The organism is Terrabacter sp. R4-6 (genome assembly GCF_057529065.1).
Genome location: NZ_CP197224.1, coordinates 4,019,448 through 4,045,459 on the forward strand (window position 1 = coordinate 4,019,448; position 26,012 = coordinate 4,045,459).

Annotated in this window: 25 protein-coding genes and 2 tRNA genes; 17 read left to right on the plus strand and 10 right to left on the minus strand. The window is 71.7% G+C overall.

The window, feature by feature from the left end; translation table 11 throughout:
* Positions 1-2: 2 nt before the first annotated feature.
* Both ACSSS0_RS18655 and ACSSS0_RS18660 read right to left on the minus strand, forming a co-directional pair.
* The gene (locus ACSSS0_RS18655) at positions 3-2,798 is read right to left on the minus strand and encodes a hypothetical protein (protein WP_487229173.1); all 2,796 of its coding nucleotides are present in this window, start codon (positions 2,796-2,798) and stop codon (positions 3-5) included.
* Entirely contained in the window at positions 2,795-3,148 is a 354-nt protein-coding gene (locus ACSSS0_RS18660) for a hypothetical protein (RefSeq protein WP_487229174.1), read from the minus strand. Before ACSSS0_RS18660 ends, ACSSS0_RS18655 begins: the two co-directional genes overlap by 4 nt.
* Positions 3,149-3,391: 243 nt before the next feature.
* Here ACSSS0_RS18660 and ACSSS0_RS18665 point away from each other — a divergent pair, with 243 nt between their 5' ends.
* Positions 3,392-5,941: a glycoside hydrolase domain-containing protein gene (locus ACSSS0_RS18665; protein WP_487229175.1), complete on the plus strand. Its 2,550-nt coding sequence runs from the start codon at positions 3,392-3,394 to the stop codon at positions 5,939-5,941.
* 102 nt (positions 5,942-6,043) lie between these two features.
* Here ACSSS0_RS18665 and ACSSS0_RS18670 read toward each other — a convergent pair whose 3' ends face one another.
* Complete coding sequence (locus tag ACSSS0_RS18670; protein WP_435986497.1) at positions 6,044-7,852, minus strand: glycoside hydrolase family 13 protein; 1,809 nt, start codon at positions 7,850-7,852, stop codon at positions 6,044-6,046.
* 119 nt (positions 7,853-7,971) lie between these two features.
* Here ACSSS0_RS18670 and ACSSS0_RS18675 point away from each other — a divergent pair, with 119 nt between their 5' ends.
* Positions 7,972-8,826 (plus strand): LLM class flavin-dependent oxidoreductase, encoded by an 855-nt coding sequence (locus ACSSS0_RS18675; RefSeq protein ID WP_435986496.1) that lies wholly within the window; start codon positions 7,972-7,974, stop codon positions 8,824-8,826.
* Between the two features lie 54 nt (positions 8,827-8,880).
* On the opposite strand, the gene ACSSS0_RS18680 is transcribed toward ACSSS0_RS18675, so the two are convergent.
* The gene (locus tag ACSSS0_RS18680; protein WP_435986495.1) at positions 8,881-9,378 is read right to left on the minus strand and encodes a MarR family winged helix-turn-helix transcriptional regulator; all 498 of its coding nucleotides are present in this window, start codon (positions 9,376-9,378) and stop codon (positions 8,881-8,883) included.
* Between the two features lie 55 nt (positions 9,379-9,433).
* On the opposite strand from ACSSS0_RS18680, the gene ACSSS0_RS18685 reads away from it, so the two are divergent.
* Together ACSSS0_RS18685 and ACSSS0_RS18690 are read left to right on the plus strand one after the other, a co-directional pair.
* Positions 9,434-10,645: an FAD-dependent oxidoreductase gene (locus tag ACSSS0_RS18685; protein WP_487229176.1), complete on the plus strand. Its 1,212-nt coding sequence runs from the start codon at positions 9,434-9,436 to the stop codon at positions 10,643-10,645.
* Positions 10,642-11,049, plus strand: a complete 408-nt coding sequence (locus tag ACSSS0_RS18690; protein WP_487229177.1) for an NUDIX hydrolase — start codon at positions 10,642-10,644, stop codon at positions 11,047-11,049. The genes ACSSS0_RS18685 and ACSSS0_RS18690 overlap by 4 nt, the downstream gene beginning before the upstream one ends.
* Positions 11,050-11,146: 97 nt before the next feature.
* Here the strand turns inward: ACSSS0_RS18690 and ACSSS0_RS18695 are convergent, their stop codons facing one another.
* From ACSSS0_RS18695 to pepN, 4 genes are all read right to left on the minus strand, one after another.
* Positions 11,147-11,773 (minus strand): hypothetical protein, encoded by a 627-nt coding sequence (locus tag ACSSS0_RS18695; RefSeq protein ID WP_487229178.1) that lies wholly within the window; start codon positions 11,771-11,773, stop codon positions 11,147-11,149.
* Positions 11,774-11,913: 140 nt separating this feature from the next.
* Entirely contained in the window at positions 11,914-12,300 is a 387-nt protein-coding gene (locus ACSSS0_RS18700; RefSeq protein ID WP_435986491.1) for a globin, read from the minus strand.
* Between the two features lie 53 nt (positions 12,301-12,353).
* Complete coding sequence (locus ACSSS0_RS18705; RefSeq protein WP_487229179.1) at positions 12,354-13,277, minus strand: mechanosensitive ion channel family protein; 924 nt, start codon at positions 13,275-13,277, stop codon at positions 12,354-12,356.
* A 179-nt stretch (positions 13,278-13,456) separates the two neighbouring features.
* The gene (pepN, locus tag ACSSS0_RS18710) at positions 13,457-16,030 is read right to left on the minus strand and encodes an aminopeptidase N (RefSeq protein WP_487229180.1); all 2,574 of its coding nucleotides are present in this window, start codon (positions 16,028-16,030) and stop codon (positions 13,457-13,459) included.
* A gap of 139 nt (positions 16,031-16,169) precedes the next feature.
* On the opposite strand from pepN, the gene ACSSS0_RS18715 reads away from it, so the two are divergent.
* The 4 genes from ACSSS0_RS18715 to trmB all read left to right on the plus strand — a co-directional run bounded on the left by ACSSS0_RS18715 (position 16,170) and on the right by trmB (position 19,334).
* Positions 16,170-16,805: a mycothiol-dependent nitroreductase Rv2466c family protein gene (locus tag ACSSS0_RS18715; protein WP_487229181.1), complete on the plus strand. Its 636-nt coding sequence runs from the start codon at positions 16,170-16,172 to the stop codon at positions 16,803-16,805.
* 56 nt (positions 16,806-16,861) lie between these two features.
* Positions 16,862-17,344 (plus strand): ribose-5-phosphate isomerase, encoded by a 483-nt coding sequence (locus ACSSS0_RS18720; protein WP_487229182.1) that lies wholly within the window; start codon positions 16,862-16,864, stop codon positions 17,342-17,344.
* 99 nt (positions 17,345-17,443) lie between these two features.
* On the plus strand, positions 17,444-18,505 hold the full coding sequence (locus tag ACSSS0_RS18725) for a PP2C family protein-serine/threonine phosphatase (protein WP_435986486.1): 1,062 nt from the start codon (positions 17,444-17,446) through the stop codon (positions 18,503-18,505).
* Between the two features lie 88 nt (positions 18,506-18,593).
* Positions 18,594-19,334 (plus strand): tRNA (guanosine(46)-N7)-methyltransferase TrmB, encoded by a 741-nt coding sequence (gene trmB / locus ACSSS0_RS18730; protein ID WP_487229183.1) that lies wholly within the window; start codon positions 18,594-18,596, stop codon positions 19,332-19,334.
* 103 nt (positions 19,335-19,437) lie between these two features.
* Here trmB and ACSSS0_RS18735 read toward each other — a convergent pair.
* Positions 19,438-19,511: transfer RNA gene (locus ACSSS0_RS18735), tRNA-Pro, on the minus strand.
* Positions 19,512-19,644: 133 nt separating this feature from the next.
* On the opposite strand from ACSSS0_RS18735, the gene ACSSS0_RS18740 reads away from it, so the two are divergent.
* From ACSSS0_RS18740 to ACSSS0_RS18750, 3 genes are all read left to right on the plus strand, one after another.
* A tRNA-Gly gene (locus ACSSS0_RS18740) sits at positions 19,645-19,718 on the plus strand.
* Positions 19,719-19,790: 72 nt separating this feature from the next.
* Complete coding sequence (locus ACSSS0_RS18745) at positions 19,791-19,967, plus strand: hypothetical protein (RefSeq protein WP_487229184.1); 177 nt, start codon at positions 19,791-19,793, stop codon at positions 19,965-19,967.
* A gap of 150 nt (positions 19,968-20,117) precedes the next feature.
* Positions 20,118-20,288 (plus strand): DUF2087 domain-containing protein, encoded by a 171-nt coding sequence (locus ACSSS0_RS18750; RefSeq protein WP_487231225.1) that lies wholly within the window; start codon positions 20,118-20,120, stop codon positions 20,286-20,288.
* A 45-nt stretch (positions 20,289-20,333) separates the two neighbouring features.
* On the opposite strand, the gene ACSSS0_RS18755 is transcribed toward ACSSS0_RS18750, so the two are convergent.
* Positions 20,334-20,849 (minus strand): hypothetical protein, encoded by a 516-nt coding sequence (locus tag ACSSS0_RS18755; RefSeq protein ID WP_435986482.1) that lies wholly within the window; start codon positions 20,847-20,849, stop codon positions 20,334-20,336.
* A gap of 141 nt (positions 20,850-20,990) precedes the next feature.
* Between ACSSS0_RS18755 and tig the strand changes: the two genes are divergently transcribed.
* From tig to ACSSS0_RS18785, 6 genes are all read left to right on the plus strand, one after another.
* Positions 20,991-22,331 (plus strand): trigger factor, encoded by a 1,341-nt coding sequence (gene tig / locus ACSSS0_RS18760; RefSeq protein ID WP_487229185.1) that lies wholly within the window; start codon positions 20,991-20,993, stop codon positions 22,329-22,331.
* A gap of 178 nt (positions 22,332-22,509) precedes the next feature.
* The gene (locus ACSSS0_RS18765) at positions 22,510-22,812 is read left to right on the plus strand and encodes a hypothetical protein (RefSeq protein ID WP_435986480.1); all 303 of its coding nucleotides are present in this window, start codon (positions 22,510-22,512) and stop codon (positions 22,810-22,812) included.
* Between the two features lie 276 nt (positions 22,813-23,088).
* Complete coding sequence (locus ACSSS0_RS18770) at positions 23,089-23,691, plus strand: ATP-dependent Clp protease proteolytic subunit (protein ID WP_185744906.1); 603 nt, start codon at positions 23,089-23,091, stop codon at positions 23,689-23,691.
* Positions 23,692-23,719: 28 nt separating this feature from the next.
* Positions 23,720-24,373: an ATP-dependent Clp protease proteolytic subunit gene (locus tag ACSSS0_RS18775; RefSeq protein ID WP_435986479.1), complete on the plus strand. Its 654-nt coding sequence runs from the start codon at positions 23,720-23,722 to the stop codon at positions 24,371-24,373.
* A 112-nt stretch (positions 24,374-24,485) separates the two neighbouring features.
* Positions 24,486-24,740, plus strand: coding sequence for an acyl-CoA-binding protein (locus ACSSS0_RS18780; RefSeq protein WP_435986478.1), 255 nt, complete (start codon positions 24,486-24,488; stop codon positions 24,738-24,740).
* A gap of 246 nt (positions 24,741-24,986) precedes the next feature.
* Positions 24,987-25,907: a hypothetical protein gene (locus ACSSS0_RS18785; protein ID WP_487229186.1), complete on the plus strand. Its 921-nt coding sequence runs from the start codon at positions 24,987-24,989 to the stop codon at positions 25,905-25,907.
* Positions 25,908-26,012: the final 105 nt, after the last annotated feature.

The following is a 26,012-nucleotide window of genomic DNA, read 5'->3' on the forward strand; positions in this document are numbered from 1 at the left end:
ACTCATGGCTTGATGGGCACCCCGTTGATCTTTCCGTCTCGGACGAACAGCTGATGAGTGAGGTGGTCCCCGTCGAGGATCCATTCGAACCGGCCGGGCACCCCGTTCACGCTACCGGGCATCTGGATGAGCGTCCGTCGTCGCCCGTCCCCGCCGAGCAGGGGGAACACGCTTGCGCGCTCGCCTATGTCGTCGATCACCCAGGAACCGGCGCGATGCCACGGATCGGCCTTCTGCGCCGACCCCGTCAGCGGCGCGTCGCGTACTCGAGTCTCCGCATCGGCGGGCGAAGGCTCCCACGGTTGCGCCCGCCCGGGGACGACATGGGTCCGGTCGAGAGGGCCCGTGTGCTGTCTGAGGCGGTCCGTGGCCGAGCTCGCGCTGCTGCTTGCGCCGTCCTTGACGGCGGCGTCGAACGCGGCCCGGATCTCGGCGTCCCGAGCCGCCCGCAGGTCGGCGACCGTCGGGAGGAGAGGAGCGCGGCCGGCCCCGAGTCGGATGGCCGGGAGCACGTCGGTGCAGTCTCCGGTGATCGCCTCGATGCGGGCGACCAGCTCCGCGCGACGACCGTCGTCGAGCTCGGTCTGGGCCAGCTCCACGTGGGAACGGACGAGGGCGATGACGAGGTCGTCGGTCGACGTGCGCATCGTCCCGCCGTCGACGTAGGTGTGCACCGTCGCGACCAGGCCGCTGACGCCCCTGCGTCGGACCTCGGCGATGACGTGACCGGCCTCGGCGAGCGACTGCCACGCCGAGCGGTTCAGCGCGTCCTGGCGTCGGGCGACGGCCACGAGCGACGCGGACGCCGCCTGGTCGAGAAAGCCCACCCGCACGACGTCGCGACTCACGTCGCCCCCGCGTTCCACGGTCTCCCGCGCCGCCCCGAGCTCGCGGTCGACGAGTCGCTGGTAGGCGACACCAGTGTCCTTGGCGCGCAGGCCCATGCCCGTGTCGAGCGCCAGGGCGCCGACGACTCCGGTCAGCTCCGGACCGTCGAGCCACGGCTGCATACCGTGTGAGGTCGCGACGGCATAGCCCGAGGCAGGCTCCGAGCCCAGCATCGGCGCCCGGAGAGCGCGGTCGACGTTCTCGCGCATCGCCGAGAACCAGTCGACGACGAGGTGCTCCACGGGCGCCGTCGCCCCGGCGTAGATGCGCGTCGTCGACGCCTCGAGCATCGCGTGCGCGCTCGTGCGCGAGACCTCGAGCATCACCCGCGCGCGGGTCTCGGCTGCTCCCTCGTCCGTGGACGTCGCGACGCTCGTGAGAAGCCGCACGAGGTCGGTGTCGGTCGACAGCCGGAGATCAGGGTGGCTCTCGATCCCGTTGGCCTCGTGGGTGACCCATCGACGCACGAGGTGCTCACCGAGGGTGAGGCGGTCGCCCCGTGCGTTGGACAACGCACCCCCGGCGGTCGGCGACCCGGGCAGCGGCTCGGCCAGCAGAGCCGACTGCTCCACGGGGTCGTTGCCGACCTGACCGAGCAGCACGTGCACCGGGTCACCGGTGAGCGTGCCGTCGTCGTACCACGAGGCGAAGGCCGCCCCGGCGTCGGCGAGCAGCGTCGTCCCGTGCGTCAGCGCGACGTCGGCGTCGCGGGTCCCGGCGATCTCCGCGGTGGCTGCCGCGGCGGCCGCGCGTCGTGCGAGCCCGGGCGGGAGCCGGCGGTCGTCGCCGGCGGACCGGGCCCCCGAGAGCAGCTGGCCCAGCAGCCACGCCCCGGTCGCCCTGCCCCCGCCCACCGGGTCGACGTGAACCGTGTCGACACCGGCGACGAGGTCGTCCGCGAGCAGGGCGGCACTCGACGCCAGCTGGGCACGAGTCCGCGGGTCGGTCCCGGTGGGCGCTGCGTGGCTCGTGGCCGTGATGACGAGCGAACCGAACGCGCCCAGGAGATCGCGCACCCTGTCGACGCGGGCACCCGATGCGCTCCGGGTCACACCGGCGGCCATGAGGAGCCGGGCGAGCCCGTCGGGACCGAGCTCCGACAGCAGCGCCTGCGCGTAGACCGGGTCGTCGACTCGTGCCCGGACACGGCTCACGACCTGCGCGGTGCTCCCGTCGCCCGTCGCGCGCGCTGCCCCCACCGCGGTCAGGGCCCGGCGCACGAGGAGGCTGTCGGCGAGCGCGGCGTCACGTGACACGCGTGCGGTCACGACGCCATCCGCGAACCACAGGCCACCCGTGACGGCAGACCGCACCCGCTCCGCACCGGCCACCGTGCCGGACGGGAGCGTCACGTCGGTGGCGCCGGCCACGAGCCCCGCACCACGTCGTGCCGCCGCGCGCAGGTCGTCGAGGACGCCGGCGTACGTGCGGCTCAGCCGGCTGCGGCCTACCGCCTGCTCCGAGCGGGCTTGCTCCGTCGCCAGCAGTCCGACGGCGCCCGTCGGGTCGGGCAGCGCCGCGACACGCAGGAGAGCCAGCGCGTGCTCGGTGTCGAGTGCGTCCCACTGACGCTGCAACGAGCGAACGCGCGCCTGGGCGTGGTCGAGCGCGGTGGCATACGTGAGCAGGGACCGGGACGCGACGGGCAGCGCGCCGACCACGCGACGCGCCCGGACGCCCAGCTCGTCGGCCTCCGAACAGGCCGCGGTCGCGGCGTCCCCGGTCCAGACGGCTGCGAGCCGCGTCCCCAGCGTCCCGCGCACGGTGGCCGTCGAACGGGCTCGAGATGCGGCCCGGTCGAGCGAGCGCGCGGCCGCTCGGAGGCCTGCGACGTCACCCCTCGGTAGCGGGAGCGCGACGTCGCCGGGGATCGTCACGGACGCGTGACCGGTCTCGTGGACGCGACTCACGACGCCGCTGCGTTGGTCGGATCACCAAGAGCCACAGCGCTGCTCGTGGTCACTCCGGCGAACTGGGCGGTGACGAACAGCTCCGCCGCCCGTGCCTCGAGCGTCGACCGGTCGAGCCGGCCGCCGAGCGCGTCGGCCGCGTCGGCGACGGCATCGAGGGCGTGGGTGTGGACGACGCGGAACCGCTCGAGCGCGACCCTCAGGACGTCACCCTCGTCACCCAGCGAGGCCAGCCCACCAGAGGTCGACGCGCCCACGAGTGACGCGCACTCGCGCAGCTCGGCGGGGTCGTGCGCCAGCGCGAGCCGCTCACGGGACACCCCGTGGGCGTCGATGGCGTAGCGCGTCATGTCCTCGACCGTAGGAGAGCCGCGCGTGCCCCCTCGGCCGTCATCCACAGGCCCGGGTATGCCGTGACGAGCGCGTCCCGGGGCAGGCGCAGGACTCGTGGCCGGTGGCCGACACGACGTGTCCCGCCGGACGTCCTGATCGGACAAAGAGGGCAATCCGCCTTGTCCGCCGTTCCGGCACGCCCATACGGTGGCCCGGCCAGACGACCACCCCCCAGCGTCGGGGGAGAAGGAGCGCCAACCATGTCCCATCCCAGTTACCGGAGGAGGCGGGCCGTCGCGCTCGTGGCCGTCGGCCTCCTCGCAGCGAGCTCGGGGGCGACGGCTCTCGCCGAGGGCCATCCGGCCGTCCCCCCGCACCACCGGGAGGTGCTGCCCCTGACGCAGTACGTCGACCCGTTCATCGGCACGGCGGTCTCTGCCACGAGCGGCTACGCCGGGAACAACAACCCCGGCGCCAAGGTCCCCTTCGGCTTCACGAACTTCGGCCCCGACATGCCGCGGACGAACTTCAACGGGTCCGGCGGCTACCTCAACCCGCCCGAGGCGCCCACGGGACGCATCAACTTCTTCAGCCTGACGCACCTCAATGGTGTGGGCTGCCCCGGGCAGGGAGCTGTCGGCATGATGCCCGCCTCGACGCCCACCGCCGTCGCATCGAGCACGGGCGTCCCGACGGGTGTCGGCTTCCACACCGAGACGGAGTCGGCGTCACCCGGCTACTACGGCGTGACGATGGACAACAAGGTCAAGGTCGACCTGACGGCGACGACCCGCACGGGCATGGCGCAGCTGACCTACCCGGACGCCGGCTCCGGCTACTTCTCCATCGACACCAGGCTCAACGGGAACAGCAACCGCGCCACCGAGGCCGGCAAGATCACGTCGGACCACGTGTCGCTGACCGTGAGCAGCTCCGGGCGGGTCCTGTCCGGCACGTCGGTCGCCCCGGCGTTCTGCACCCCGTACGGCACGCCGTACAACTCGCCGGTCCACTTCTACGCGGAGCTCGACCGTCCGCTGACCCACGCCGCCGAGCCCGGCGTCAACACCGTCCGCGACGGGGCCGCCCTGCTGCACTACGACCTGCCCGCCTCGGACCCGACCCTGACGATGCGGGTCGGGATCTCCGCGGTCAGCGTGGCCAACGCCGAGCGCAACCTCCACGCCGAGAACGCCCGGAACAGCTTCGAGCAGACCCGCCGGGCCGCCGACGCCGCCTGGAACGCGCGGCTCAACACGATCCAGGTCGACCGTGCGGCAGACCCCACGACGCTCACGCCCGGGCAGCGCGACGGGCTCGTGAAGTTCTACACGGCGCTCTACCGGGTCTTCGGCTCGCCCACGGTCTACTCCGACGTCAACGGGGACTTCCGCAGCATGAAGGCCGGGCGGCCCCTCGCCACCGGTGTCGACACGACGGGCGGGATCGAGCAGCGACCCGTCGCCAACGTGGCGGACTACGCGTACACCCGCCCGGACGGCAGCACGGGTGGCTACGGCACGCACTACAGCAGCTTCTCCCTGTGGGACACCTACCGCTCCCAGGCCCAGCTGCTCGCACTGCTCGCGCCCAAGGAGTCGAGCGAGATGATGCAGTCGCTCGTCGTGGACGCCGAGCAGTGCGGTGCCTTCCCGCACTGGGTCGACGCGAGCGACGACTCGACCCCCATGGCCGGCGACAACGCCCTTCCGGTGCTCGCGGGCGTCTACTCCTTCGGGGCCAGGGACTTCGACGTCAGGAACGCGGCCCGACTGGTGAAGCAGTCCGTCTTCGACCAGAGCAGCACGTGCAACGCGAACAAGAGCATGAGCAGCTCCGAGCAGTACCTCCGCGACGGCTACTACCCGAGCCCGGAGTGGTCCTCGAGCAACATCGAGCGCTGGAACAGCGACCGTGCCGCCGCGGCCTTCCTCGCCGAGATCCCGCAGTCCGTGCGTACCGACCCGAGTGTCGACGTCACCCAGTCCGACCTCGACACGCTGGTGGACCGGACGGGCTGGTGGCGTCACATCTTCGACGCGGACCACGGCCGCATCGCGACGCGCGCCGCCCCGACGACCCCGGGAACGCCGGGGGCGCTCCAGCCCGGCACCTTCCACGAGTCGACGGAGCCGAACTACTTCTGGTCGTTCGGCTACGCGTGGACCGACCTCATCAGGGCGATCGGCGGCAAGGAGCAGGCGGTCGCACGCCTCGACCGGCTCTTCTCCATCGACGCCTCCCTCTCGACGGTGCCGACGATGCAGCAGCTCAACGGAGGCCAGGACTCCGAGACCTTCTACATGGGCAACGAGATGGGGTTCAACGCCCCGTGGGCGTACAACTGGGCCGGCGCGCCGGCGTCCACGCAGTACATCGTGCAGAAGCTCATGGACGTGACGTTCGGGACCGGTCGGGACGGCCTGCCCGGCAACGACGACATGGGAGCCCTGTCGAGCTGGTACGTCTTCGCCGCCCTCGGGATGTACCCGACGGTCGGCTCGTCGTCCGGGCTGGCGCTGTCCACGCCCCAGTTCCCGGGCGTCACGATGTGGTTGCGCAACAAGGCGGTTCGCATCACCACCGACCGTGACGCGGCGTCGTCGCCCTTCATCGCCGGCATGACCGTCGACGGCGCGACCCACCCGGGCTCGTGGCTGCCGCTGCGCTCCGTCAGGAACGGCGCCGACGTGAGGTTCGCGCTGGCGCCCCGGCCGACGACCTGGGCGTCGGCGGACTCCCTGACCCCACCGTCGGGCGCCACCGCCGACTACACCCGGTCGACGGGGTCCGGGCCCGGGCGCCGGTGACCTGACCGGCGCCGCAGGTCGCGAGCACGTATGCCGTGAGGCCCCCGTCCAGCAGGACGGGGGCCTCACGCGCGAGCGGGTCGGGGACCTGTGGTCAGGACGTCAGGACCAGCGGGCCCAGACCGTCGTGTCGGTCGGGACGAGACCGTCCTCGAGCGGCCCGGAGGCCACGACGAGCTCCGCGCCCTCGGGGAGGGCGACGGGCTCGGCCCCGAGGTTCGCGACGACGAGGACCCGGCCACGCTGGGAGGAGCCGTTGGTCAGCGCGACGACGTCGCCGGCATACCCCTCGACCCAGGTGAGCGAGCCGGTCCCGAGGGACAGCTCACGACGGGCGGCGAGGAGCGCGCGGTAGAGCTCGAGGGTCGAGCCGGCCACACCCTCCTGGCGGTCGACGGCGTAGTCGGCGTAGACGTCGGGCTGCGGCAGCCACGTGCTGTCGCCGGGGCCGAAGCCGAGCGACGGGCCGTCGGCGGACCACGGGATCGGGACGCGGCAGCCGTCGCGGCCGGTCTCGGCACCGTCGGTGCGCGCGAAGGTGGGGTCCTGCCGGAACTCGGCCGGCATGTCGGTGGAGTCGGGCAGGCCGAGCTCCTCGCCCTGGTAGATGTACGCGCCGCCGGGCAGCGCGAGCATGAGCGCCGTGGCGGCCCGCGCCCGACGCAGGCCGAGCTCGCGGTCGGGCTGCGGGTCGGTGGCCGCGATACCGTTCATCCGCGGGGTGCCGGGCGCGAAGCCGAGGCGCGAGGCGTGGCGCACGACGTCGTGGTTGGACAGCACCCACGTCGACGGAGCGCCGACGGAGTCGGCGGCGTGCAGCGACGAGGTGATGACGGTGCGCAGGTCCTCGGCCGTCCAGGAGGCGGTGAGGAAGTCGAAGTTGAACGCCTGGTGCATCTCGTCCGGACGGACGTAGGCGACGGCCCGCTCCTGCGGCTCGACCCACGCCTCGGCGCAGAGGATGCGGTCGGGCGTGCCGTAGGACTCGAGGATCCGCCGCCACGCGCGGTAGACCTCGTGCACGCCGTCCTGGTCCCACATGGGGCTGCGCTTCGTGTGGTCGATCCGCGGTGCCTCCTCGACCGGAGCCGCCTCGTGCAGGCCCTCGAGGCCGTGCTCGTGCTCGGAGTGGCCGAGCATCGTCGTGCGCTCCTCCTCGGTGTCGGGCAGGCCCTGCTCCTTGATGAGGCCGTGCGCGACGTCGACGCGGAAGCCGTCGACACCGCGGTCGAGCCAGAAGCGCAGGATCGACTCGAACTCGGCGCGCACCTCGGGGTGCTCCCAGTTGAAGTCGGGCTGCTTCGTGTCGAAGATGTGGAGGTACCACTGGCCCGGCTTGCCGTCGGCCTCGGTGACCCGGGTCCACGCGGCGCCGCCGAAGACGGACTCCCAGTTGTTCGGGGGCAGCTCGCCGTGCTCGCCGCGGCCCTCGCGGAACATGTAGCGCTCACGCTCGGCCGAGCCGGGGCCGGCGGCCAGGGCGGCCTGGAACCACACGTGCTCGTCGGAGGAGTGGTTCGGCACCATGTCGACGATGACCTTGAGGTCGAGCTCGTGGGCGCGCGCGATCATCGCGTCGGCGTCGGCGAGCGTGCCGAAGATGGGGTCGATGTCGCGGTAGTCGGCGACGTCGTAGCCGGCGTCGGCCTGCGGCGAGGTGTAGAAGGGCGAGAGCCAGATGGCGTCGACGCCGAGCGCGCGCAGGTGGGGCAGGCGCGAGGTGATGCCGGGAAGGTCGCCGATGCCGTCGCCGTCGCTGTCGGCCCACGAGCGCGGGTAGATCTGGTAGATCACCGCTTGGCGCCACCAGGCGGCGTCCGGGCGGTCCGCGGCGTGCACGGGGGTCGCCTCCTCGCGCACCTCGAGGTCGCGCGCCGGGTGGGTCAGGGTCTGGGTTGCTGATCGCGTCACGGGCCACCATCGTTCCGCATCAGGCCGAAAACTCAAAGAAAGTTCTGCAACTTCTTGCAACGCGTCGTCTCTCGCGCGACGAGGGCCCCGCTGTCCCCACCCCTTGGTAGGAACGGAGCATGAAGAGCGGCTTCGTCGTCCCGTACGCCACCGAGCGCGAGTTCGCCGAGCTGGCGCGCCTCGGCGAGGAGCGGGGGTGGGACGCCGTCCTGGGCTGGGAGGCCCTCTACGGCGTCGACGCCTGGGTGCAGCTGGGCGCGGCCGCCATGGTCACCGAGCGCATCCGGCTCGGCACGCTCCTGACGCCGGCGTCCCGCCACCGGCCGTGGGACCTCGCCTCCCGGGTCGGCTCGGTCGACCGCATCAGCGGCGGGCGGGCCTTCATGTCGGTCGGTCTCGGGGCCCTCCATCCCGGCTGGACGGCGTTCGAGGCAGACGAGGGGCGCGCCGTGCGCGCCCGCAAGCTCGACGAGTGCCTGGCGATCTACGCCGGGCTGCTCGAGGACGCCGCGACCTTCACGTACGCGGGTGAGCACTACAGCGCTGGCCCCAACGACTTCATGCTGCCGCCGGCGACCCCCCAGCGCCCCCACCCGCCGGTCTGGGTCGTCGGGGCGCCCACGCCGGGGGGTGGGCGCCAGCGCTCGCTCGAGCGCGCCGCCCGATGGCAGGGCCTCGTTCCCGCGATCGCGCCACCCGACGGGCAGGCCAAGACGGTCGAGGCGTTCGCGGCCGTCGTCGACCCGGTGCGCCGGCTCCGCACCGAGGCGGGCCTGCCCTGGGAGCACTACGACGTCGTCATCGAGGCCGACTCGTGGGGCTCGTTCACCTCGCTCGAGCCGGCAGAGCCCGCCGCCTGGGAGCAGGCCGGCGCCACGTGGTGGATCGAGAGCTGGTGGGACCTCGATCCGGGGCCGCAGGGCCTCGCCGAGGTCCGTCGCCGGGTCGAGGCAGGACCGCCCGCGACCCGCTGAGCGCGGCTCCGCCGGGCCACGACGACGGCGTATGCCGGGGGCGGCGTCGCCCGCTCAGGCGGGCTCGGGCGGGTGCTGCGCGAGCAGCGCCCGGTGCTCGTCGGTCAGGGCGGTGATCCGGCGCAGGTAGTCGGCCATGAACCCCAGCTGCTCGGTGCTCAGCTCGTCGAGCATCGGCTGCCCGGCGCGGACGAGAGGCCCGTAGGCCTCCCACGTCCGCGTCTGGCCGAGCTCGGTCATCTCGACGAGCACGGTGCGTCGGTCGGTCTCGGAACGCGTCCGCCGCACGAGCCCGCGCTTGGCGAGGCGGTCGATGAGCGCCGTCGTGGCGGCCGGACGCAGACCCGTCGCGGTGCTCAGCTGGCCCGCCGACTTCGGTCCGTCGACGAGCCAGTCGAGGCAGCGCAGGTCGGCCGGCCCCAGGCCGAGCGCGCGCCCCACGGTGTCGTCGAACGCCTGCACGGAGCGCTGGTACTGCTGCATCGCGTCGCCGAGCGCGTGGACGAGCTGCTCGCGGCTGTCGGGGAGCGGGGGTTGACGGGCGGACGACATCGGCCTTACCTTTCGAATCTCGAAACATTCGATTCTCGTAAGGAAGGCTACCAAGATGAAGGCTCTCGTCGTGGGAGGCGGCATCGCCGGTCCGGCCACCGCGCTTGCCCTGCAGCAGGCCGGGATCGAGGCCGTCGTCCTCGAGGCCTGGCCGCGGTCCGACGGCGAGGCCGGCTCGTGGTTCACGCTCGCCCCGAACGGCCTGCACGCCCTCGACCTGGTCGGCGCCCGGCGACTCGTCACACCGATCGGCTTCCCGAGCGAGCGCAACGTCATGGTCGGCGCCACCGGTCGGGTGCTCGGCACGATGAGCCTCGGCGTCCCGCTCGACGACGGCACCGTCGCCGTGACCATGAAGCGCTCCCGCCTCGCCGCGGCTCTCGTCGACGAGGCCGAACGACGCGGGATCGTCGTGCGCCACGGGAGCCGGGTGGTCGACGTCGCGAGCCGGCCCGGTGGGGTGACCGTGACCCTCGAGGACGGGTCGACGGCGGACGGCGACCTGCTCGTCGGCGCCGACGGTGTCCGCTCGCTGGTCCGTCGCACCATCGACCCCGAGGCGGCTGCGGCGCGCTACGTCGGGCTGACGAACTTCGGTGGCATCACCGAGAGGACATCGGTCGCCGCGACGCTCCCTGCCCGGGAGTGGCACTTCGTCTTCGGGTCCCGCGCCTTCTTCGGTGCCCACCCGACCCCGGACGGTGACGTCGTGTGGTTCGTCAACGTGCCCGGCCCGGCGATCACGCCGGCCGAGCGCGCCGCCCGCACCCCCGAGCAGTGGCGCGGCCTCCTCGTCGACCTGCTCGCCGACGATGCCGGCCCCGCTGCCGAGCTCGTGCGCACCGGCCGGCTCGAGCTGTGGGCCGACAACACCCACGACCTGCCCCGGGTCGCCCGCTGGCACCGCGACCGCATGGTCGTCGTGGGCGACGCCGCGCACGCGCCGTCACCGAGCTCGGGTCAGGGAGCGGCCCTGGCCCTCGAGGATGCCGTGGTCCTCGCCACGTGCCTGCGTGACGCCGGCACGGTCGAGGAGGCCCTGACGGCATACGACACCGCGCGGCGGCGACGCGTCGAGCGCATCGTGGCCGCCGGAGCGCGCAGCAGCAGCTCGAAGATCCCGGGTCGGGCCGGGCGGGCGGTGCGCGACGCGATGATGCGCCTCGTCTTCCGCTTCGTCGTCACCGAGCGCTCGAGCGCCTGGGTCACCGGCCACCGGGTCCGCTGGGAGCCCGCCGACGCGCCCGCACTACCGTCGGGGTCATGACGACGTTTGTCACCGCTGCCTTCTGCCTCGTCCGGGACGGTCGGCTGCTGACCGTGCGCAAGGCCGGCTCGACCCGTTTCATGTTGCCCGGCGGCAAGATCGACCCGGGGGAGTCCGCGCGGGAGGCAGCCGTCCGCGAGGTCATGGAGGAGGTCGGGCTCGACGTCTCGGGGGTCGGCGAACCGCTGGGGCGCTTCCACGACGTCGCGGCCAACGAGCCGGACGCCTGGGTCGACGCGACCGTGTACGTCACGCACCTGCGCCCTGACGACGCCCCGGCACCGCTCGCCGAGATCGCCGAGCAGCGGTGGCTGGGCCTCGACGACGAGCTCCCGGCAGACCTCGCGCCCCTGCTGCGCAACCACGTCGTGCCGTCGCTGCGGGCGCACCTCGCGACACGCTGAGAGGGCGTCACCCGGGACCCGGGTGACGCCCTGCTCGCACCTTCCGTGCACGCTCACGGCACGCTCACGGCACGCTCACGGCACGCTCACGGCACGGTCAGCGAGGACCGCCGTGCATGTCGATGACGCCGGCCTTGGCCGCCTTCTCGACCGCGTCGGCCTCCGCCTGCGTCAGCGTGCCGTCCTTGACGGCCTGGGCGAGGCGGTCGTCGAACGCCTTCTGCTCGTCGGCCTCGTGGGCAGCCCGCAGGTCGGCGAAGGCCGCCTTGACCTTGGCCGCGTCGATGCCCAGCTTGCTCGCGAGCTTCGTCGCCAGCTCGTCCTGCATCGTCGCCGGGTCGGGCTTCGTGGCAGCGCCCTGCCCGGGAGTGCGGCCGGCCTTCAGCTCGTCCCGCACGGCCTTGAGGGCGTCCTCGAGCTTGGTCTGGTCGACGCCGAGCGTCGTCGCGAGCGCCGCGAGGTCCGCGCCCTTCCCCATGCCCTTGCCCATTCCCATGCCGGGACCCAGGCCGCCGTGGCGGCCGCCGGGACCCCAGCCCCGGCCGTTGCCCGGCGTGCTGTCGGTCGTGCCCTGGTTGGGGTCGCCCTGCGTCGAGGTCGCCGACGGGGTGGGGGTCGTCGTCGCGTCGTCGGCGCGGGCCACCTGGGAGACGCCGAGGCCGATGGCGGCGGCTGCGGCACCGACCGCCGCGACGCTTGCCACCTTCTTGTTGATCGACACCATGCCGCATCCCTCCGTCGTGGTCGTCGGACGCGCGGCCCGACCGTGGAAACACCTGACTCCAGAGAACACCCGCAGCGAGGGCCGTGACCCGTGAATGGGCTGTGAGTTGCTGTGAGAGTCGCGAAGCCGTCAGAAGCTCGTCAGAAGGTGCCGTCGGGCCCCGGCGCGTTGACGAGGGAGTAGGCCGCCCGCGTCAGATAGTCGCGCAGCCGGTCGTCGTTCTCGGGGGAGAGCCCGAGGGTGTCGACGGCGTTCATCATGTGCAGCAGCCAGCGGTCCCGCATGTCTGGCGTCACGGCATACGGCATGTGGCGCATCCGGAGCCGCGGGTGGCCACGCTGCTCGGAGTACGTCGTGGGTCCCCCCCAGTACTGCTCGAAGAACATCCGCAGGCGCTCCTCGGCCGGCCCGAGGTCGTCCTCGGGGTAGAGGGCGCGCAGCGGCTCGTCCTCGGCGACGCCGCGGTAGAACTCGTGCACGAGCTTGGCGAAGGTCTCGTGGCCACCGAAGTCGTCGTAGTACGTCACGTCGGCCAGTCTCCCAGAGCGGTGCCCGTCATCATTGCGGGGTCACTGCGAGGTCACTGCGGGGCCGCCCCGCCGTAGGGCGGCATGACGGGCACGGGACTGCGCACGCCCGCACGGTCGAAGGCGGCCTTGACCCGTTCGCGCATCTCGCGCTGGACGCCGAACTGCTCGTTGGCGATCGTCTTGGCGATGATGCGGATCGTGATGACGCCGTTGGCGATCGACTCGACGCCGACGACGTTCGGCTCCTCGAGGAGGATGTCCTTGAAGGCGTCGTCGTCGTCCATGGAGCCGACGACGTCGCGGATCACGGCGATCGCCTTCTCGACGTCCTGGTCGTAGGCGATCGGCACGTCGACGATCGCCGTCGACCAGCCCTGCGTCTTGTTGCCGATGCGGACGATCTCACCGTTGCGGACGTACCACGTCATGCCGCCCGCGTCGCGCAGCTGGGTGACGCGCAGCGACACGTTCTCGACCGTGCCGACGACCTCGCCGGTGTCGATGACGTCACCGACGCCGTACTGGTCCTCGACGATCATGAAGACGCCCGACAGGAAGTCCTTGACGAGGCTCTGGGCACCGAAGGCCAGGGCCACTCCGCCGACGCTGGCGGAGGCCAGCATCGGGCCGAGGGGGATCCCGACGAGTGAGAGGACGGTCAGGACGGTGATGCCCCCCACGACGAACGTCGTGATGCTCTTGAGCAGGGCGCCCATCGTCTGGGTGCGCTGCACGTGGCGGACGTTGGCGACCCCGACGGCCTGCAGCGCCCGGCCGGCGCCCGGGATGCTCGCGAGGCGTTCCGCGCGGCGTGACGTTGCCGTCGAGACGACCCGGTTGATGAGCCGGTGCAGCAGAAACCGCGCGACGAGGCCGACGACGATGACCGTGATGATGAGCAACGGTGTGCCGACGAGCCAGTCAGTGACCTCTTCCCACGTGAGGCTGGCCAGGTCGGGCATCGAGAGGGTCACGGGCAGCTCCTGCGAGGGAGACGGACTCGGGCCGGGAGTCGGGGGTGGAGTCGGGGTCGGCGTGGAGGAGAAGGGGGTCAGGTTCGTGAAGGCGTCGATCACAGAGGTCTCAGTCAGGGGTCGGGTTCAGGTGGAGACTGGTGCGGGGCCGCCCGGCTGGACGGCCCCGCACCCGGGCTTCAGCCGCGGCGGTCGCGCTCCTGCGCCACGAGGGCGCGCGAGATCGTGTCGCGGTTCTCGGCGACGGTGCGCACCAGGCCGGGAGCGGCGTCGGCGTTCGCTGCGAGCCACGCGTCCGAGGCGTCCTTGAGCTCCTGGCTGGCGAGCGAGAACGGGTAGAAGCCGCCGACGACGCGCTCGCCGATGGCGACGCTGCGCTCGGCCCACGCGTCGACGAGCATCGCGTGGTACTTCTCGACGTAGGGCTCGAGCAGCGACAGGTCGCTGCTGCGACGGAAGCCGGCGCTCACGGCCTCGACCATCTGGTTGGACAGGTCGTTGCGCTCGACGGCCTTGGCCCAGGCGTCGGCTTTGGCCTCCGCCGTGGGGCGCGCGGCGAGCGCCTCGGCGGCGCGCTCCTTGCCCGTGGCCGTCGGGTCACGGTCGAGCTCGGTCTCGATCTCGATGTCGTCGGCCACCCCGAGGGCCGCGAGGGCCTTGACGAAGGTCCACCGGAGCTCGGTGTCGGTGGTGAGGCCCGGCAGCGACTCGGCCCCGGTCAGCAGGGCGCGGAGGCGGGCCTCGTCGGCCGGGTCGGACGTCGAGCCCGCCCACGCCTCGACGAGCTGGAACTGGGCGTCGCTGCCGGCCTCGGCCGTCTCGGCGAGCGAGCGCAGCGACGACGACAGGAGAGCCGAGACCTCGGAGCGGTGCTCCGGGGCCGTGTAGAGCCGGGCCGCCGTCGACACCTGGCCGAGCAGGACCCGCAGCAGGGTGGAGTCCGTCTCGCCCGGCATCGACTCGAGGACGAAGCGGACGAAGTCGCGTGCCGGCATCTCGCCGTCGCGCGTCATGTCCCACGTCGCGCCGAGGACGAGCGAGCGCGGCAGCGAGTCGGTGAAACCGCGGGGGAGGGAGAGCGCCGTCGCGAGCGACCGCTCGTCGAGGCGGATCTTGCCGTAGGCGAGGTCGTCGTCGTTGAGGAGCAGCAGGTCGGGCTGCTCCTGGCCGACGAGCTCGGACAGGTCGGTGCGCTCGCCGGCGATGTCGACCTCGTCGTAGCCGACGCGCTCGAGCACGTCGCCGTCCGCACCCGGCCGGACGGCATACCGCCCGATGCCGATGCGGTGCGGGCGGAGCGTCGGGTACTCCTCGGTCGCGGTCTGCGTGATCGCGAACGAGCTGTAGCGACCGTCGGCGTCGACCTCGAAGACGGGACGCAGCGTGTTGACGCCGGCCGTCTCGAGCCACAGTTTGCTCCACTCGCCCAGCTCGCGGCCCGAGGCCTTCTCGAGCTCACCGAGCAGGTCGGCCAGGGTCGTGTTGCCCCACGCGTGCTTGCGGAAGTACTCGCGCAGCGCGGCCACGAAGGGCTCGCGCCCGACGTAGGCGACGAGCTGCTTGAGCACCGACGCGCCCTTGGCGTACGTGATGCCGTCGAAGTTGACCTCGACGTCCTCGAGGTGGCGCATGTCGGCTGCGATCGGGTGCGTCGAGGAGAGCTGGTCCTGGGTGTAGGCCCACGCCTTCTCCGACGTGCCGAAGGTCGTCCACGCGCTCGTCCACTCGGTGGCCTCGGCCTGGCACGTCGTCGACGCCCACTCGGCGAACGACTCGTTGAGCCAGAGGTCGTCCCACCACTTCATCGTCACGAGGTTGCCGAACCACATGTGGGCCAGCTCGTGCAGGATCGTCAGCGCCCGGCGCTCGATCTTCGCCTCGGACACCTTGGACCGGAAGACGTAGACCTCGACGAAGGTCACGGCGCCGGCGTTCTCCATCGCGCCCATGTTGTACTCGGGCGTGAAGATCTGGTCGTACTTCTCGAAGGGGTACGGCTGGTCGAACTCCTCCTCGAAGAACGCGAAGCCCTTCTTGGTGCAGTCGAAGATGTTGTCGGCGTCGAGGTACTGCGTCAGCGACTTGCGGCAGAAGACACCGAGCGGCACGACACCCTTGCGCGTCTCGACCTCGTCACGGACCTCGTCGTAGGGGCCGGCGATGAGTGCCGTGATGTACGACGAGATGCGCTGCGTCGGCTCGAACGCCCACGTCGCGCGCTCGACGCCGTCGGCGACACCGGCCGCCTCGGGGGCGGGGGTGGGGGAGTTGCTGATGACCTTCCAGTGCGCCGGTGCGGTCACCGTGAAGCGGAAGGACGCCTTGAGGTCGGGCTGCTCGAACACGGCGTACATCCGGCGGGAGTCCGGGACCTCGAACTGCGTGTAGAGGTAGACCTCGTTGTCGACCGGGTCGACGAAGCGGTGCAGCCCCTCGCCGGTGTTGGTGTAGCGGCCGGTGGCGTCGACGGTGAGCTCGTTCTCGGCGGCCAGACCGGGCAGCGCGATGCGCGAGTCCGCGAAGACCGCGGCGGGGTCGAGGTCCACGCCGTTGAGCGTGACCTTCTCGACCGAGTCGGCGATGAGGTCGATGAACGAGTCGGCGCCGGGCTCGGAGCAGGTGAACGTGACCGTGGTGACGGTGTGGAAGTTCTCCGGACCCGTCGTCAGGTCGAGACGGACGTCGTAGGAGTCGACGCGCAGGATGCTGGCGCGGCTCGCCGCCTCGTCGCGGGTCAGGTTCTTGCCGGGCACGTAGGGACCTCCTGGGAAGGGTGCTGGGGGCGCGACGGATCGTCGGTCGGACGCCGTCGTCGCGGGCCATCCTCGCACGGAACCCCGACCCGTCCACCACCGCGATGGGCATGCAGGGGGCAGTGCCATGATGGGCCGCATGGCCGATGCGAAGGACAGCCCGAAGACGAGCCGCGACGCCGTCGAGATGTGGTTCGACCCGATCTGCCCGTGGGCGTGGATGACGTCACGCTGGCTCATGGAGGTCGAGACCCTGCGGGACATCGAGGTGACGTGGTCGGTCATGAGCCTCGCCGTGCTCAACGAGCACCGGCACGACCTCGACGCCGCCTACCGCGCACGCATGGACGAGGCGTGGGGCCCGGTCCGGGTCATCATCGCCGCCGTCGAGGCGCACGGCGACTCCGTCATCAAGCCGCTCTACGACGCCATGGGCACCCGCATCCACCTGCGCAGGATGAACGACTTCGACGAGGTCATCCGCGAGTCGCTCGAGGAGGTGGGCCTGCCCGCCGAGCTGGCCAAGGAGGCGCACCACAAGAAGCACGACGCGGCCCTGCACCGCAGCCACAAGCGCGGGATCGGCCTCGTCGGCACCGACGTCGGCACGCCGATCATCGCCGTCGACGGCGTCGCCTTCTTCGGCCCCGTCGTGACCCCCGCGCCCAAGGGCGACGACGCCGCCCGGCTCTGGGACGGCTGCGTGCTCGTCGCGAGCACGCCCGGCTTCTTCGAGCTCAAGCGCACCCGCACCCTCGGACCCATCTTCACCTGAGCACCCACGCCCTCCAGCTCCACCCGAGACATCCACCGACGCAACCAAGGACGGACATGCGCATCCACATCGGCGGCGACCACGCGGCATACGAGCTCCACCAGTCCCTCGTCACCCACCTGCGCGACGCAGGCCACGAGGTCGTCGACCACGGCCCCTTCGCCTACGACGCCCAGGACGACTACCCGGTGTTCGTGCTGCGGGCCGCCGAGGCCGTCGCGGCCGACGAGGGATCGCTCGGCGTCGTGCTCGGTGGGTCGGGCAACGGCGAGCAGATCGCGGCCAACAAGGTCGCCGGCATCCGGGCCGCGCTCGCCTACAACGCCGAGCTGGCGAGCCTTGCGCGCGAGCACAACAACGCGCAGGTCGTCTCCATCGGGGCACGCTTCACCCCCGACGACGTCGCGAAGGAGATCGTCGACACCTTCGTGGCGACGAACTTCACCGATGAGGCGCGCCACAGCCGCCGTCTGGGTATGGTTTCCGCGTACGAGACCACGGGGGACTTGCCGGCTTTGCCGGACTCGGACGCACGCTGACGTCGCGACGTCCGCCGTCCCCCTTCATCGCCGCAAGGGAGGCACGTGGCCCACAACGAGAGCTCCGTCTCTCGACGCCCGCGCTACGCTGCCGGACCGATGCGACGACTCCGACTCCTGGGCCCGTGGCTGAGCCGTGCCCCGTGGGCCGTCGTCACCGGTTTCCTCGTCCTCAGCATCCTCGCGACGGCCGCCGTCTTCGTGTGGCCGACGGTGATCCCCTGGGGCGTGTATGGCCTCATCGTCGTGGCCGCCGGGCTGTTCCTCGAGCCGCGCTACCTGCTCGTCGTCTACATCGGCCTCTTCCTCGCCATGGCGATCCTCGGGGCCTACCTCGGTCCCGCGAAGCCGACGACGACGGGCGCGCAGATCGTCACCGTCGTCACGATGCTCCTCATGATCTGGCTCTCGCACGCGAGGGCCCAGGTCGGCGTCGTCGGGGTCACGGGTGAGTCCATGCTCGTCGACATGCGCGACCGCCTCCGGGCCCAGGGCGAGCTGCCCCCGCTGCCGCCGCAGTGGGGGGCCGAGGTCGCCCTCGAGTCGGCCTACGGCGACAGCTTCGCCGGAGACTTCGTCGTCGCCAGTCGCTCCACCGACGGCCGCACCCTCGAGATCGCCCTCGTCGACGTCTCGGGCAAGGGGCGCGAGGTCGGTGCCCGGTCGCTGCTCCTGTCCGGCGCACTCGGTGGCCTGCTCGGCGAGATGAGCGAGCGCGGCTTCCTCCAGTCCGCCAACAACCACCTGCTCCGGCTGCGCTGGCCCGAGGGCTTCGCGACGGCCGTGCACGTGGCCGTCAACCTCGAGACCGGCAACTTCACCATCGGGTATGCCGGCCACCCCGCCGCCGCGCAGTTCGCCGCCGGGTCGGGCCGCTGGCGGATGCTCTCCGGCGGCCGCGGACCGCTGCTCGGCGTCATCGACCACGCCGAGTACCCCCGCGAGTCCGGGACGATCCGTCGCGGCGACGCCCTCGTGCTCTACAGCGACGGCGTCATCGAGGCCCGCGACAAGGCCCTCGTCGACGGCATCGACCGCATGCTCGGCCGCGCCGAGTCGTTCATCCGCACCGGTTTCGAGGGGCTCGCCCAACGGCTCTGCGACCAGGCTGCGGCGGGTCTCGGCGACGACCGCGCCGTCGTCACGATCTGGCGTACCTGACCCGTCCGAGTAGCCGTCCTCCCGTCCGGAGCGGGGAGCCGTCGCCGCAGACTTCGGGTCGACGCGCCCCCGTCACTACGATGCCTGCGTGAGCGAGCACCCCCCCGAAGCGACGATCCACGAGGCCGGCCCCGAACGGCGCAAGGAGCACGTCGTGCCCGACCTGCCGCCGGGCGTCACCCCCGCCCGGGTGCGCACCTTCGTGCGCCGGGGGCGGCTGTCGTCCCTGACCAAGGACCGCGTCGAGCGGCTCGCGCCCGCCCGCTCCCTGCCCGAGGGCCCCTTCGACGCCGCTGCCGCCTTCGGCCGCACCGCCCCCGTCGTCCTCGAGATCGGCTGCGGGCACGGCCACGCCGCCATCGCGTATGCCGCCGCGTTCCCCGAGCGCGACATCCTCGCCATGGACGTCCACACCCCCGGCCTCGCCCGGATGCTCGCCGACGCGGACGAGGCCGGCGTGCCGAACCTGCGCGTCGAGATCGGCGACGCGGTGCTCTTCCTCGAGGAGCGGGTCGCCGCCGCCACCTTCGACGCCGTCCACCTGTTCTTCCCCGACCCGTGGCGCAAGCAGAAGCACACGAAGCGACGGTTCGTCAGCCCCGCGAACCTCGACCTGCTCGCGCGCGTGCTCAAGCCCGGCGGCCACGTGCTGGTCGCCACCGACCAGGACTTCTACGCCGAGCACGCCCTCGCCGAGGTCGCGGCTCACCCCCGGTTCGAGGCCCACCGCGTTGACCGGCCGCAGTGGCGGCCGCGGGACGGCTTCGAGGCCAAGGGGATTGCGGCCGGGCGCACGATCAACGAGCTCCGCCTCGACCTGCTGCCCTGACGTCGGTCGTGAGGGACGCGAGGGTCGTGGAGTCCTGTCGGCACCTGGTGCCGGTGGACCTCCACGACCCCGGGCCGTGCTGCCATGCTGCCGTGCTGCGAAGTCGGGGTGACAGGATTTGAACCTGCGGCCCTTGCGTCCCAAACGCAATGCGCTACCAAGCTGCGCCACACCCCGTGGCGTCGGAATCGTAGCCGACAACCGGCCGGCGGACCGACCGGCTCCCACGCGGCGCGGGCGGGTCGATTTCTGCGGATCGGGCGCGAACCAGTAGGCTGACGCCTCGGATCGCCGGCTCGACCGGTGCCCCGCGGGCGTAGCTCAATGGTAGAGCCTCAGTCTTCCAAACTGATCACGCGAGTTCGATTCTCGTCGCCCGCTCCAGCATCGCCACCCCCGTCCGGATCCTCGGGCGGGGGTGGCGCCGTTCACGGGACGAGGCCCGAGGGGGGGCGCGTGAGGACCTGGCTCGTCGAGGGCGCCACGTCGGTGCTGCTCTTCCCGCTCGCTGTCGTCGCCCGCACGCACGACGCGATGGCCACCCACGACCCCGCCGTGCAGTCGACGATCCTGAGCCCGCTGCCGAAGCGGCGCGACCGCCGCCGGGCGCCCAAAACGGATGGCGACGCCTGAGGACCCGCGCCTAGCGTGGACGCATGTTCCGCCCAGACCTGCAGGACGCCCTGCGTGACCGCGACGCCGTCCTCCGCTCCTTCGTCGCCTCCGACGGCACCCTGACGAGCATCCCCGACCAAGATCCGCAAGCGCCTCGTCGTCCTCGACCTGCTCTCGCAGGAGTTCGAGCCGGGGGAGCGCTACGACGAGACCCAGGTCAACAACCGGCTCCGCGCCTTCCACCCCGACGTGGCGGCCCTGCGCCGCTACCTCGTCGAGGAGGGCTTCCTCGACCGGGCGGACGGGTTCTACTGGCGCAGTGGCGGCACCGTCGACTGACCGCACCCCCGACCCGAGCCGGCGACACGGCATACGACAGGCGCCTCAGCGGAAGCCGAGCGCCTCGCTGAGCCAGCTCTCCGCGCCGTCGGCCTCGAGACCCTCCTCGACGGCGGCGGCCGTGCGCGGCGACGGCCACCCGTGCACCCAGAAGAGCGCGAGCCCGCCCGGCAGCGCGATGAGCAGCGTCAGCCACGAGTGCGGGGTGAAGACGAACGAGCACGCGAACGCCACGAGCACGGGAGCCTCGGCGAGCGCGGTGCGCAGGGTCGTCGTCGACGTGAAGTAGCGCAGGCTCGTGGCCTCGGCGTTCTCGCGCGGCAGGCCGTGCGGGAGAGCGGGCACGGCGTAGCCGACGTAGCGGATCAGGGTGGCCGAGCCGACGAGCGAGGCGAGCACGATGCCGACGGCCCAGGCCGACGGCAGCGGCGCCGACGGGTCGACGAGGATGCGCACGGCACTGAGCATCAGCGCTCCCATGCCGACCGCGACCGACACCATCTGGATCGGGCGCAGGGCCGCGCTCTCGGGAGACGCGAAGGGGCCGGGAGGGGTGCTCATGGCTACCGAGCATAGGCGGGGGCGGCCCGCGGACGATCCGCGCATTTAGCCATCGGCCGCGGGGCCTATAGCATGGTGCGCTGGCCCGTCCGTTCACCGTCGACGACCACGTCGGCACCAGCCCCTATGGAGTACCCCGCAGTGAAGAGTGCGCTCGAGACCCTCAGCCCGACCCGGGTCAAGATGACCGTCGAGGTCCCGTTCGAGGAGCTCAAGCCGAGCCTCGACGCGGCCATCAAGCACATCGGTGAGCACATCCAGGTGCCCGGCTTCCGCAAGGGCAAGGTGCCTGCCCGCATCATCGAGCAGCGCGTCGGCCGCGCGGCCGTCCTCGAGGAGGCCGTCAACAACGCCCTCCCGACGTTCTACGGCCAGGCCCTCGAGGAGAACGAGGTCCGCCCGCTCGGCCAGCCCGAGATCACCGACCTGCAGGTGCCCGCGACCGACGGCGAGGACTTCGTCTTCACCGCCGAGGTCGACAAGCGCCCCGAGATCGACCTGCCCGACTTCAGCGACATCGAGCTGACCGTCGACGAGGCGAAGGTCGAGGACGAGGCCGTCGAGCAGCGCCTCACCGACCTGCGCGCGCGCTTCGGCACGCTCAAGGGCGTCGACCGTGCCGTCCAGGACGGCGACTTCGTCTCCATCGACCTGTCCGCCGAGATCGACGGCGAGCAGATCGACGAGGTCACCGGTGTCTCCTACGAGGTCGGCAGCAAGAACATGCTCGAGGGCCTCGACGAGGCGCTCGTCGGCATGACGGCCGACGAGACCAAGCAGTTCACCGCCCCGCTCGCCGGCGGCGACCAGGAGGGCCAGGACGCGAACTGCACCGTGACCGTCACCGCGGTCAAGGAGCGCGAGCTGCCCGAGCTCGACGACGAGTTCGCCCAGCTGGCCTCGGAATTCGACACGCTCGACGAGCTCAAGGCCGACCTCACGGCCAAGGCCGAGGTCGACGCGAAGTTCGCCCAGGGCGTCGCGGCTCGCGACCAGCTCCTCGAGGCCATCCTCGAGAAGATCGAGGTCCCGATCCCCGAGAGCATCGTCGAGGCCGAGGTGCACAGCCACCTCGAGGGTGAGGGTCGTCTCGAGGACGACGAGCACCGTGCCGAGGTCGGCGAGAGCACCCGCAAGGGCCTCAAGACCCAGCTCGTCCTCGACGCCATCGCCGAGAAGGAAGAGGTCAAGGTCGAGCAGCAGGAGCTCATCGAGTTCCTCGTCATGAGCTCGCAGCAGTACGGCATGGACCCCAACCAGTTCGCGCAGTCGCTCGACCAGGAGGGTCAGATCCCCGCCATGGTCGCCGAGGTCGCCCGCCGCAAGGCGCTCGCCACGGTCCTCGAGAAGGTCTCCGTCAAGGACACCGCCGGTAACGTCATCGACCTCAACGAGGCCGTCCCCGGCACCGAGGGCGACGAGGACGAGGCCGCCGACGCGACGGACGCCGACGAGCCGAAGGCCGAGAAGGCCGACGCCTGAGCGTCACCACCACGTGTGCCGTGAGGCCGGCTCCCGCTCGGGAGCCGGCCTCTCGCCGTGTCCGGCTTCGGCCGACCGCTCGTCCGGCAGACGGTCCCCACGGTTGTCCACCCGGTGGCCCGGGTACGTCGCCTACGGTCGCCGTCCGGCGGCACGCACCTCGACGAGGGAGCCAGACATGAGCAGCACCGACGAGTCGGGCGCCGGCATGGCGGACACCGACATCAACAGCACCGACGCCGACGGCACCAACGTGCCCGGTCACGACGACGGCAGCGACGGCCCCACGCCGCAGGGACAGGGCGACGACGCCGAGCGCGGCAACCTCGACGGCAGCAACGCCGTGGACGAGCCGCGGGACCGCTCGCTCGACCACGCCGGCGGCAACGGCTCGTTCGACGACGCGTCGGATCAGACCGGCACCGAGAGCGACGCCTCCGACCTCGGCGACTCGGGCCAGGACAACGGCCTGAACAGCTGAGCGCCTGACCGCCCGGGCACCGACCCGGGGACCGCACCTGGTCACGGACCCCGCCGGACGGCATACGACCGGTGGGGTCCGTGCGTGTGGTTGCGCCGCTTCCGCTCAGGTTTGTGCGCTCACGGCGAACACGGCGCGGTTCGGGAAATCTGGCCGAGGGGTCGGGCGTTAGGGTCAGTGACGAGCCAGCCAGGCGCCACATCCCGTGGCGAGAGGCTGGACCACTTCGACGATGGAGACACGGTGATTTCGGAGACCTCCGCCAACGGCAACGGCATGCCGGGTGGTCTGGACGACCACATCTACAACCGCCTGCTCAAGGAGCGGATCATCTTCCTCGGGTCCGACGTGCGCGACGACAACGCGAACGCCATCGCGGCGCAGCTGCTGCTGCTCTCGGCCGAGGACCCCGAGAAGGACATCTGGCTCTACATCAACAGCCCCGGCGGCTCGATCTCCGCCGGCATGGCCATCTTCGACACGATGAACTGGATCCCCAACGACGTCGCCACCGTCGCGATGGGCATGGCCGCCTCGATGGGCCAGTTCCTGCTCTCGGCCGGCACGAAGGGCAAGCGCTACGCGACGCCCCACGCCCGCGTCATGATGCACCAGCCCTCGGGCGGCATCGGCGGCACGGCCACCGACATCAAGATCCAGGCCGAGCAGATGCTCTACGTCAAGAAGCAGATGGCGCGGCTCATCGCCGAGCACACCGGCCAGACCATCGAGCAGATCGAGAAGGACTCCGACCGCGACCGCTGGTTCAGCGCGGAGGAGGCCAAGGAGTACGGCTTCGTCGACCACGTCTTCAGCCGCTCCGACCAGGCGGTCGAGGGCAAGGGCGTCGGCCAGGCCGACGCCAAGGCCGAGAACTGACCGCGGCCACCAGGACTTGGAGACACACATGAACATCGAACCCACCAACCGCCTCGCGGTGGCCCAGCCCTCGAGCCGCTACATCCTGCCCCAGTTCGAGGAGCGCACCTCCTACGGCATGAAGCGGTCCGACCCCTACAACAAGCTCTTCGAGGACCGCATCATCTTCCTCGGCGTGCAGGTCGACGACGCGTCGGCCGACGACATCATCGCCCAACTGCTCGTGCTGGAGTCGCTCGACCCCGACCGCGACATCCTCATGTACATCAACAGCCCGGGTGGCTCGTTCACCGCCATGACGGCGATCTACGACACGATGCAGTTCGTCCGGCCCGACATCCAGACGTTCGTCATCGGCCAGGCGGCCTCGGCGGCCGCGGTACTCCTCGGCGCCGGTGCGCCGGGCAAGCGCTTCGCCCTGCCGAACGCCCGCATCCTCATCCACCAGCCGGCGCTCTCGGGTGGCGACTACGGGCAGGCCTCGGACATCGAGATCCAGGCCAACGAGGTGCTGCGCATGCGCACGTGGCTCGAGGACACCCTCGCGCACCACACGGGCCGCACGTCCGAGCAGGTCCGCACCGACATCGAGCGCGACAAGATCCTGTCGTCCGAGGACGCCAAGACCTACGGCCTCATCGACGAGGTCCTCGCCTCGCGCAAGGCCTCGCTCGAGGACTGACCTCCCGCTCGTCAGAGCACGTATGCCGCTGGGCCGGGTTCCGCTGGGACCCGGCCCTCGGCGTACCTGCTTGGATGGGCCTGAACCTGGTGTCGAGCGTGGAGGTCCGGTCATGGCTAGTGCGGAGTTCGAGCAGGCGGTCGAGTCGGTCAAGGGCCTGACGACCGACCCCGGCAACGAGGTCAAGCTGCGGCTCTACGGCCTGTTCAAGCAGGCGACGGCCGGCGACGTGAGCGGCTCGCGTCCGGGCTTCACCAACCCGGTCGGGCGCGCGAAGTACGACGCGTGGGCCAAGCTCTCGGGCACCTCGCCCGAGGCGGCCCAGGAGCAGTACGTCGCGATCGTCCGCGACCTCACGTCCGCCTGACCGGGCCGGCGCTCCCCGCCACACCCCGCCACCCGCCACCCCGCCACACCCCGCCACCCCGCCACACTCCGCCACGTGGCGGCTCGTGGTGTCGGACCGCGACCGGGCGCCACATCAACCGACCATCTGGTGCCGTGTCGTGGCGACCGTGGGTGGCCTGTGGATGAGCGGCCCGGACGTCGACGTCCGTGATCCACGATCGCTGGCGTGGATACCTCGACCCGTGGACCGTTTCGCGTCGGCTCCGTGACCGACGCGGCCACCGGTCGGCGCGTGCCCGACCCGCCTCCTGGCATCACACCGTGGGACCTGCGCTCGGGGCGCTACCGCCGGCTGCTGCGCGGCGTCTACGTCGAGGCGTCGGTGTCGGTGACGCCCCTCGTCCTGGCTCGGGCCGGGGCTCTCGCCGCGGGGGAGGGAGCGGTGGTGTCACACCAGACCGCGGCGCGGCTCTGGGGCGGCATCGTGCCCGACGACGGCCTCGTCCACGTCACCTGTGTGCGACGTCCAAGGGGAGCCGGCCTCAAGGCGCATCGCCCCAAGGCGGGTCAGCGGGGCACCGTGATGGCCGACGTCGCCGTGACGACACCGGCGTCGACCTTCCTGGACCTCAGCGACGAGCTCGGGCTCGTGGACCTTGTCGTCCTCGGCGACTCCCTCGTCCGCGCACGACGCACCACGCCGAGCGAGCTCGTCGAGGCCGCCGCGACCTACGCTGGCAAGGCCCGCAGGCTGGCAGGCCGAGCGGCATCGCTGGTCCGTGACGGCGTGGACTCCCCGATGGAGTCGCGTGTTCGGATGCTCATGGTCCTCGCAGGGCTGCCGGAACCGGTGGTGAATCACACGGTGCGGTGGCCCGACGGCCGGGTGCGGTGGCGCTTCGACCTGTCGTTCCCGGCCGTCGGGATCGTCATCGAGTACGACGGTCGACAGCACGCCGAGTCCGACGAGCAGTGGGACCGCGACATCGACCGGCGCGAGTGGATGGACGGCAACGGCGTGCGCCTCGTCGTCGTGCGGTCCAAGGACATCTACCGCACCCCCGCTCGCACGCTCTCTCGGATCACTGCCGTGATGCGCTCTCGCGGGATGCGCGTGCCGCGGCTCGCGGACGAGTGGCGGCGGCACTTCCCGAGCCTGCCGGGAGACGCCTCGATGCCCGCGTGAACCGGGAAGAGCACCATCTGGTCGGTTGACGCGTCCGACCGACCGCTGGGACCACCGCATCGCACCACCTGGTCGGTTGTTGCGCGCAGGCGGATGCCCCCATGA

What these genes read in the sequence shown, in the direction of transcription:
- ACSSS0_RS18685 (WP_487229176.1), top strand. Translation starts at nt 9,434, where the DNA reads ATGAAGGCTCTCGTCGTGGGAGGCGGCATCGCCGGTCCGGCCACCGCG.
- ACSSS0_RS18675 (WP_435986496.1), top strand. Translation starts at nt 7,972, where the DNA reads ATGAAGAGCGGCTTCGTCGTCCCGTACGCCACCGAGCGCGAGTTCGCC.
- ACSSS0_RS18695 (WP_487229178.1), bottom strand. Translation starts at nt 11,773, where the DNA reads ATGGTGTCGATCAACAAGAAGGTGGCAAGCGTCGCGGCGGTCGGTGCC.
- ACSSS0_RS18770 (WP_185744906.1), top strand. Translation starts at nt 23,089, where the DNA reads ATGCCGGGTGGTCTGGACGACCACATCTACAACCGCCTGCTCAAGGAG.
- ACSSS0_RS18690 (WP_487229177.1), top strand. Translation starts at nt 10,642, where the DNA reads ATGACGACGTTTGTCACCGCTGCCTTCTGCCTCGTCCGGGACGGTCGG.
- ACSSS0_RS18680 (WP_435986495.1), bottom strand. Translation starts at nt 9,378, where the DNA reads ATGTCGTCCGCCCGTCAACCCCCGCTCCCCGACAGCCGCGAGCAGCTC.
- ACSSS0_RS18765 (WP_435986480.1), top strand. Translation starts at nt 22,510, where the DNA reads ATGAGCAGCACCGACGAGTCGGGCGCCGGCATGGCGGACACCGACATC.
- ACSSS0_RS18780 (WP_435986478.1), top strand. Translation starts at nt 24,486, where the DNA reads ATGGCTAGTGCGGAGTTCGAGCAGGCGGTCGAGTCGGTCAAGGGCCTG.
- ACSSS0_RS18660 (WP_487229174.1), bottom strand. Translation starts at nt 3,148, where the DNA reads ATGACGCGCTACGCCATCGACGCCCACGGGGTGTCCCGTGAGCGGCTC.
- ACSSS0_RS18755 (WP_435986482.1), bottom strand. Translation starts at nt 20,849, where the DNA reads ATGAGCACCCCTCCCGGCCCCTTCGCGTCTCCCGAGAGCGCGGCCCTG.
- ACSSS0_RS18665 (WP_487229175.1), top strand. Translation starts at nt 3,392, where the DNA reads ATGTCCCATCCCAGTTACCGGAGGAGGCGGGCCGTCGCGCTCGTGGCC.
- ACSSS0_RS18775 (WP_435986479.1), top strand. Translation starts at nt 23,720, where the DNA reads ATGAACATCGAACCCACCAACCGCCTCGCGGTGGCCCAGCCCTCGAGC.
- ACSSS0_RS18725 (WP_435986486.1), top strand. Translation starts at nt 17,444, where the DNA reads ATGCGACGACTCCGACTCCTGGGCCCGTGGCTGAGCCGTGCCCCGTGG.
- ACSSS0_RS18715 (WP_487229181.1), top strand. Translation starts at nt 16,170, where the DNA reads ATGGCCGATGCGAAGGACAGCCCGAAGACGAGCCGCGACGCCGTCGAG.
- ACSSS0_RS18720 (WP_487229182.1), top strand. Translation starts at nt 16,862, where the DNA reads ATGCGCATCCACATCGGCGGCGACCACGCGGCATACGAGCTCCACCAG.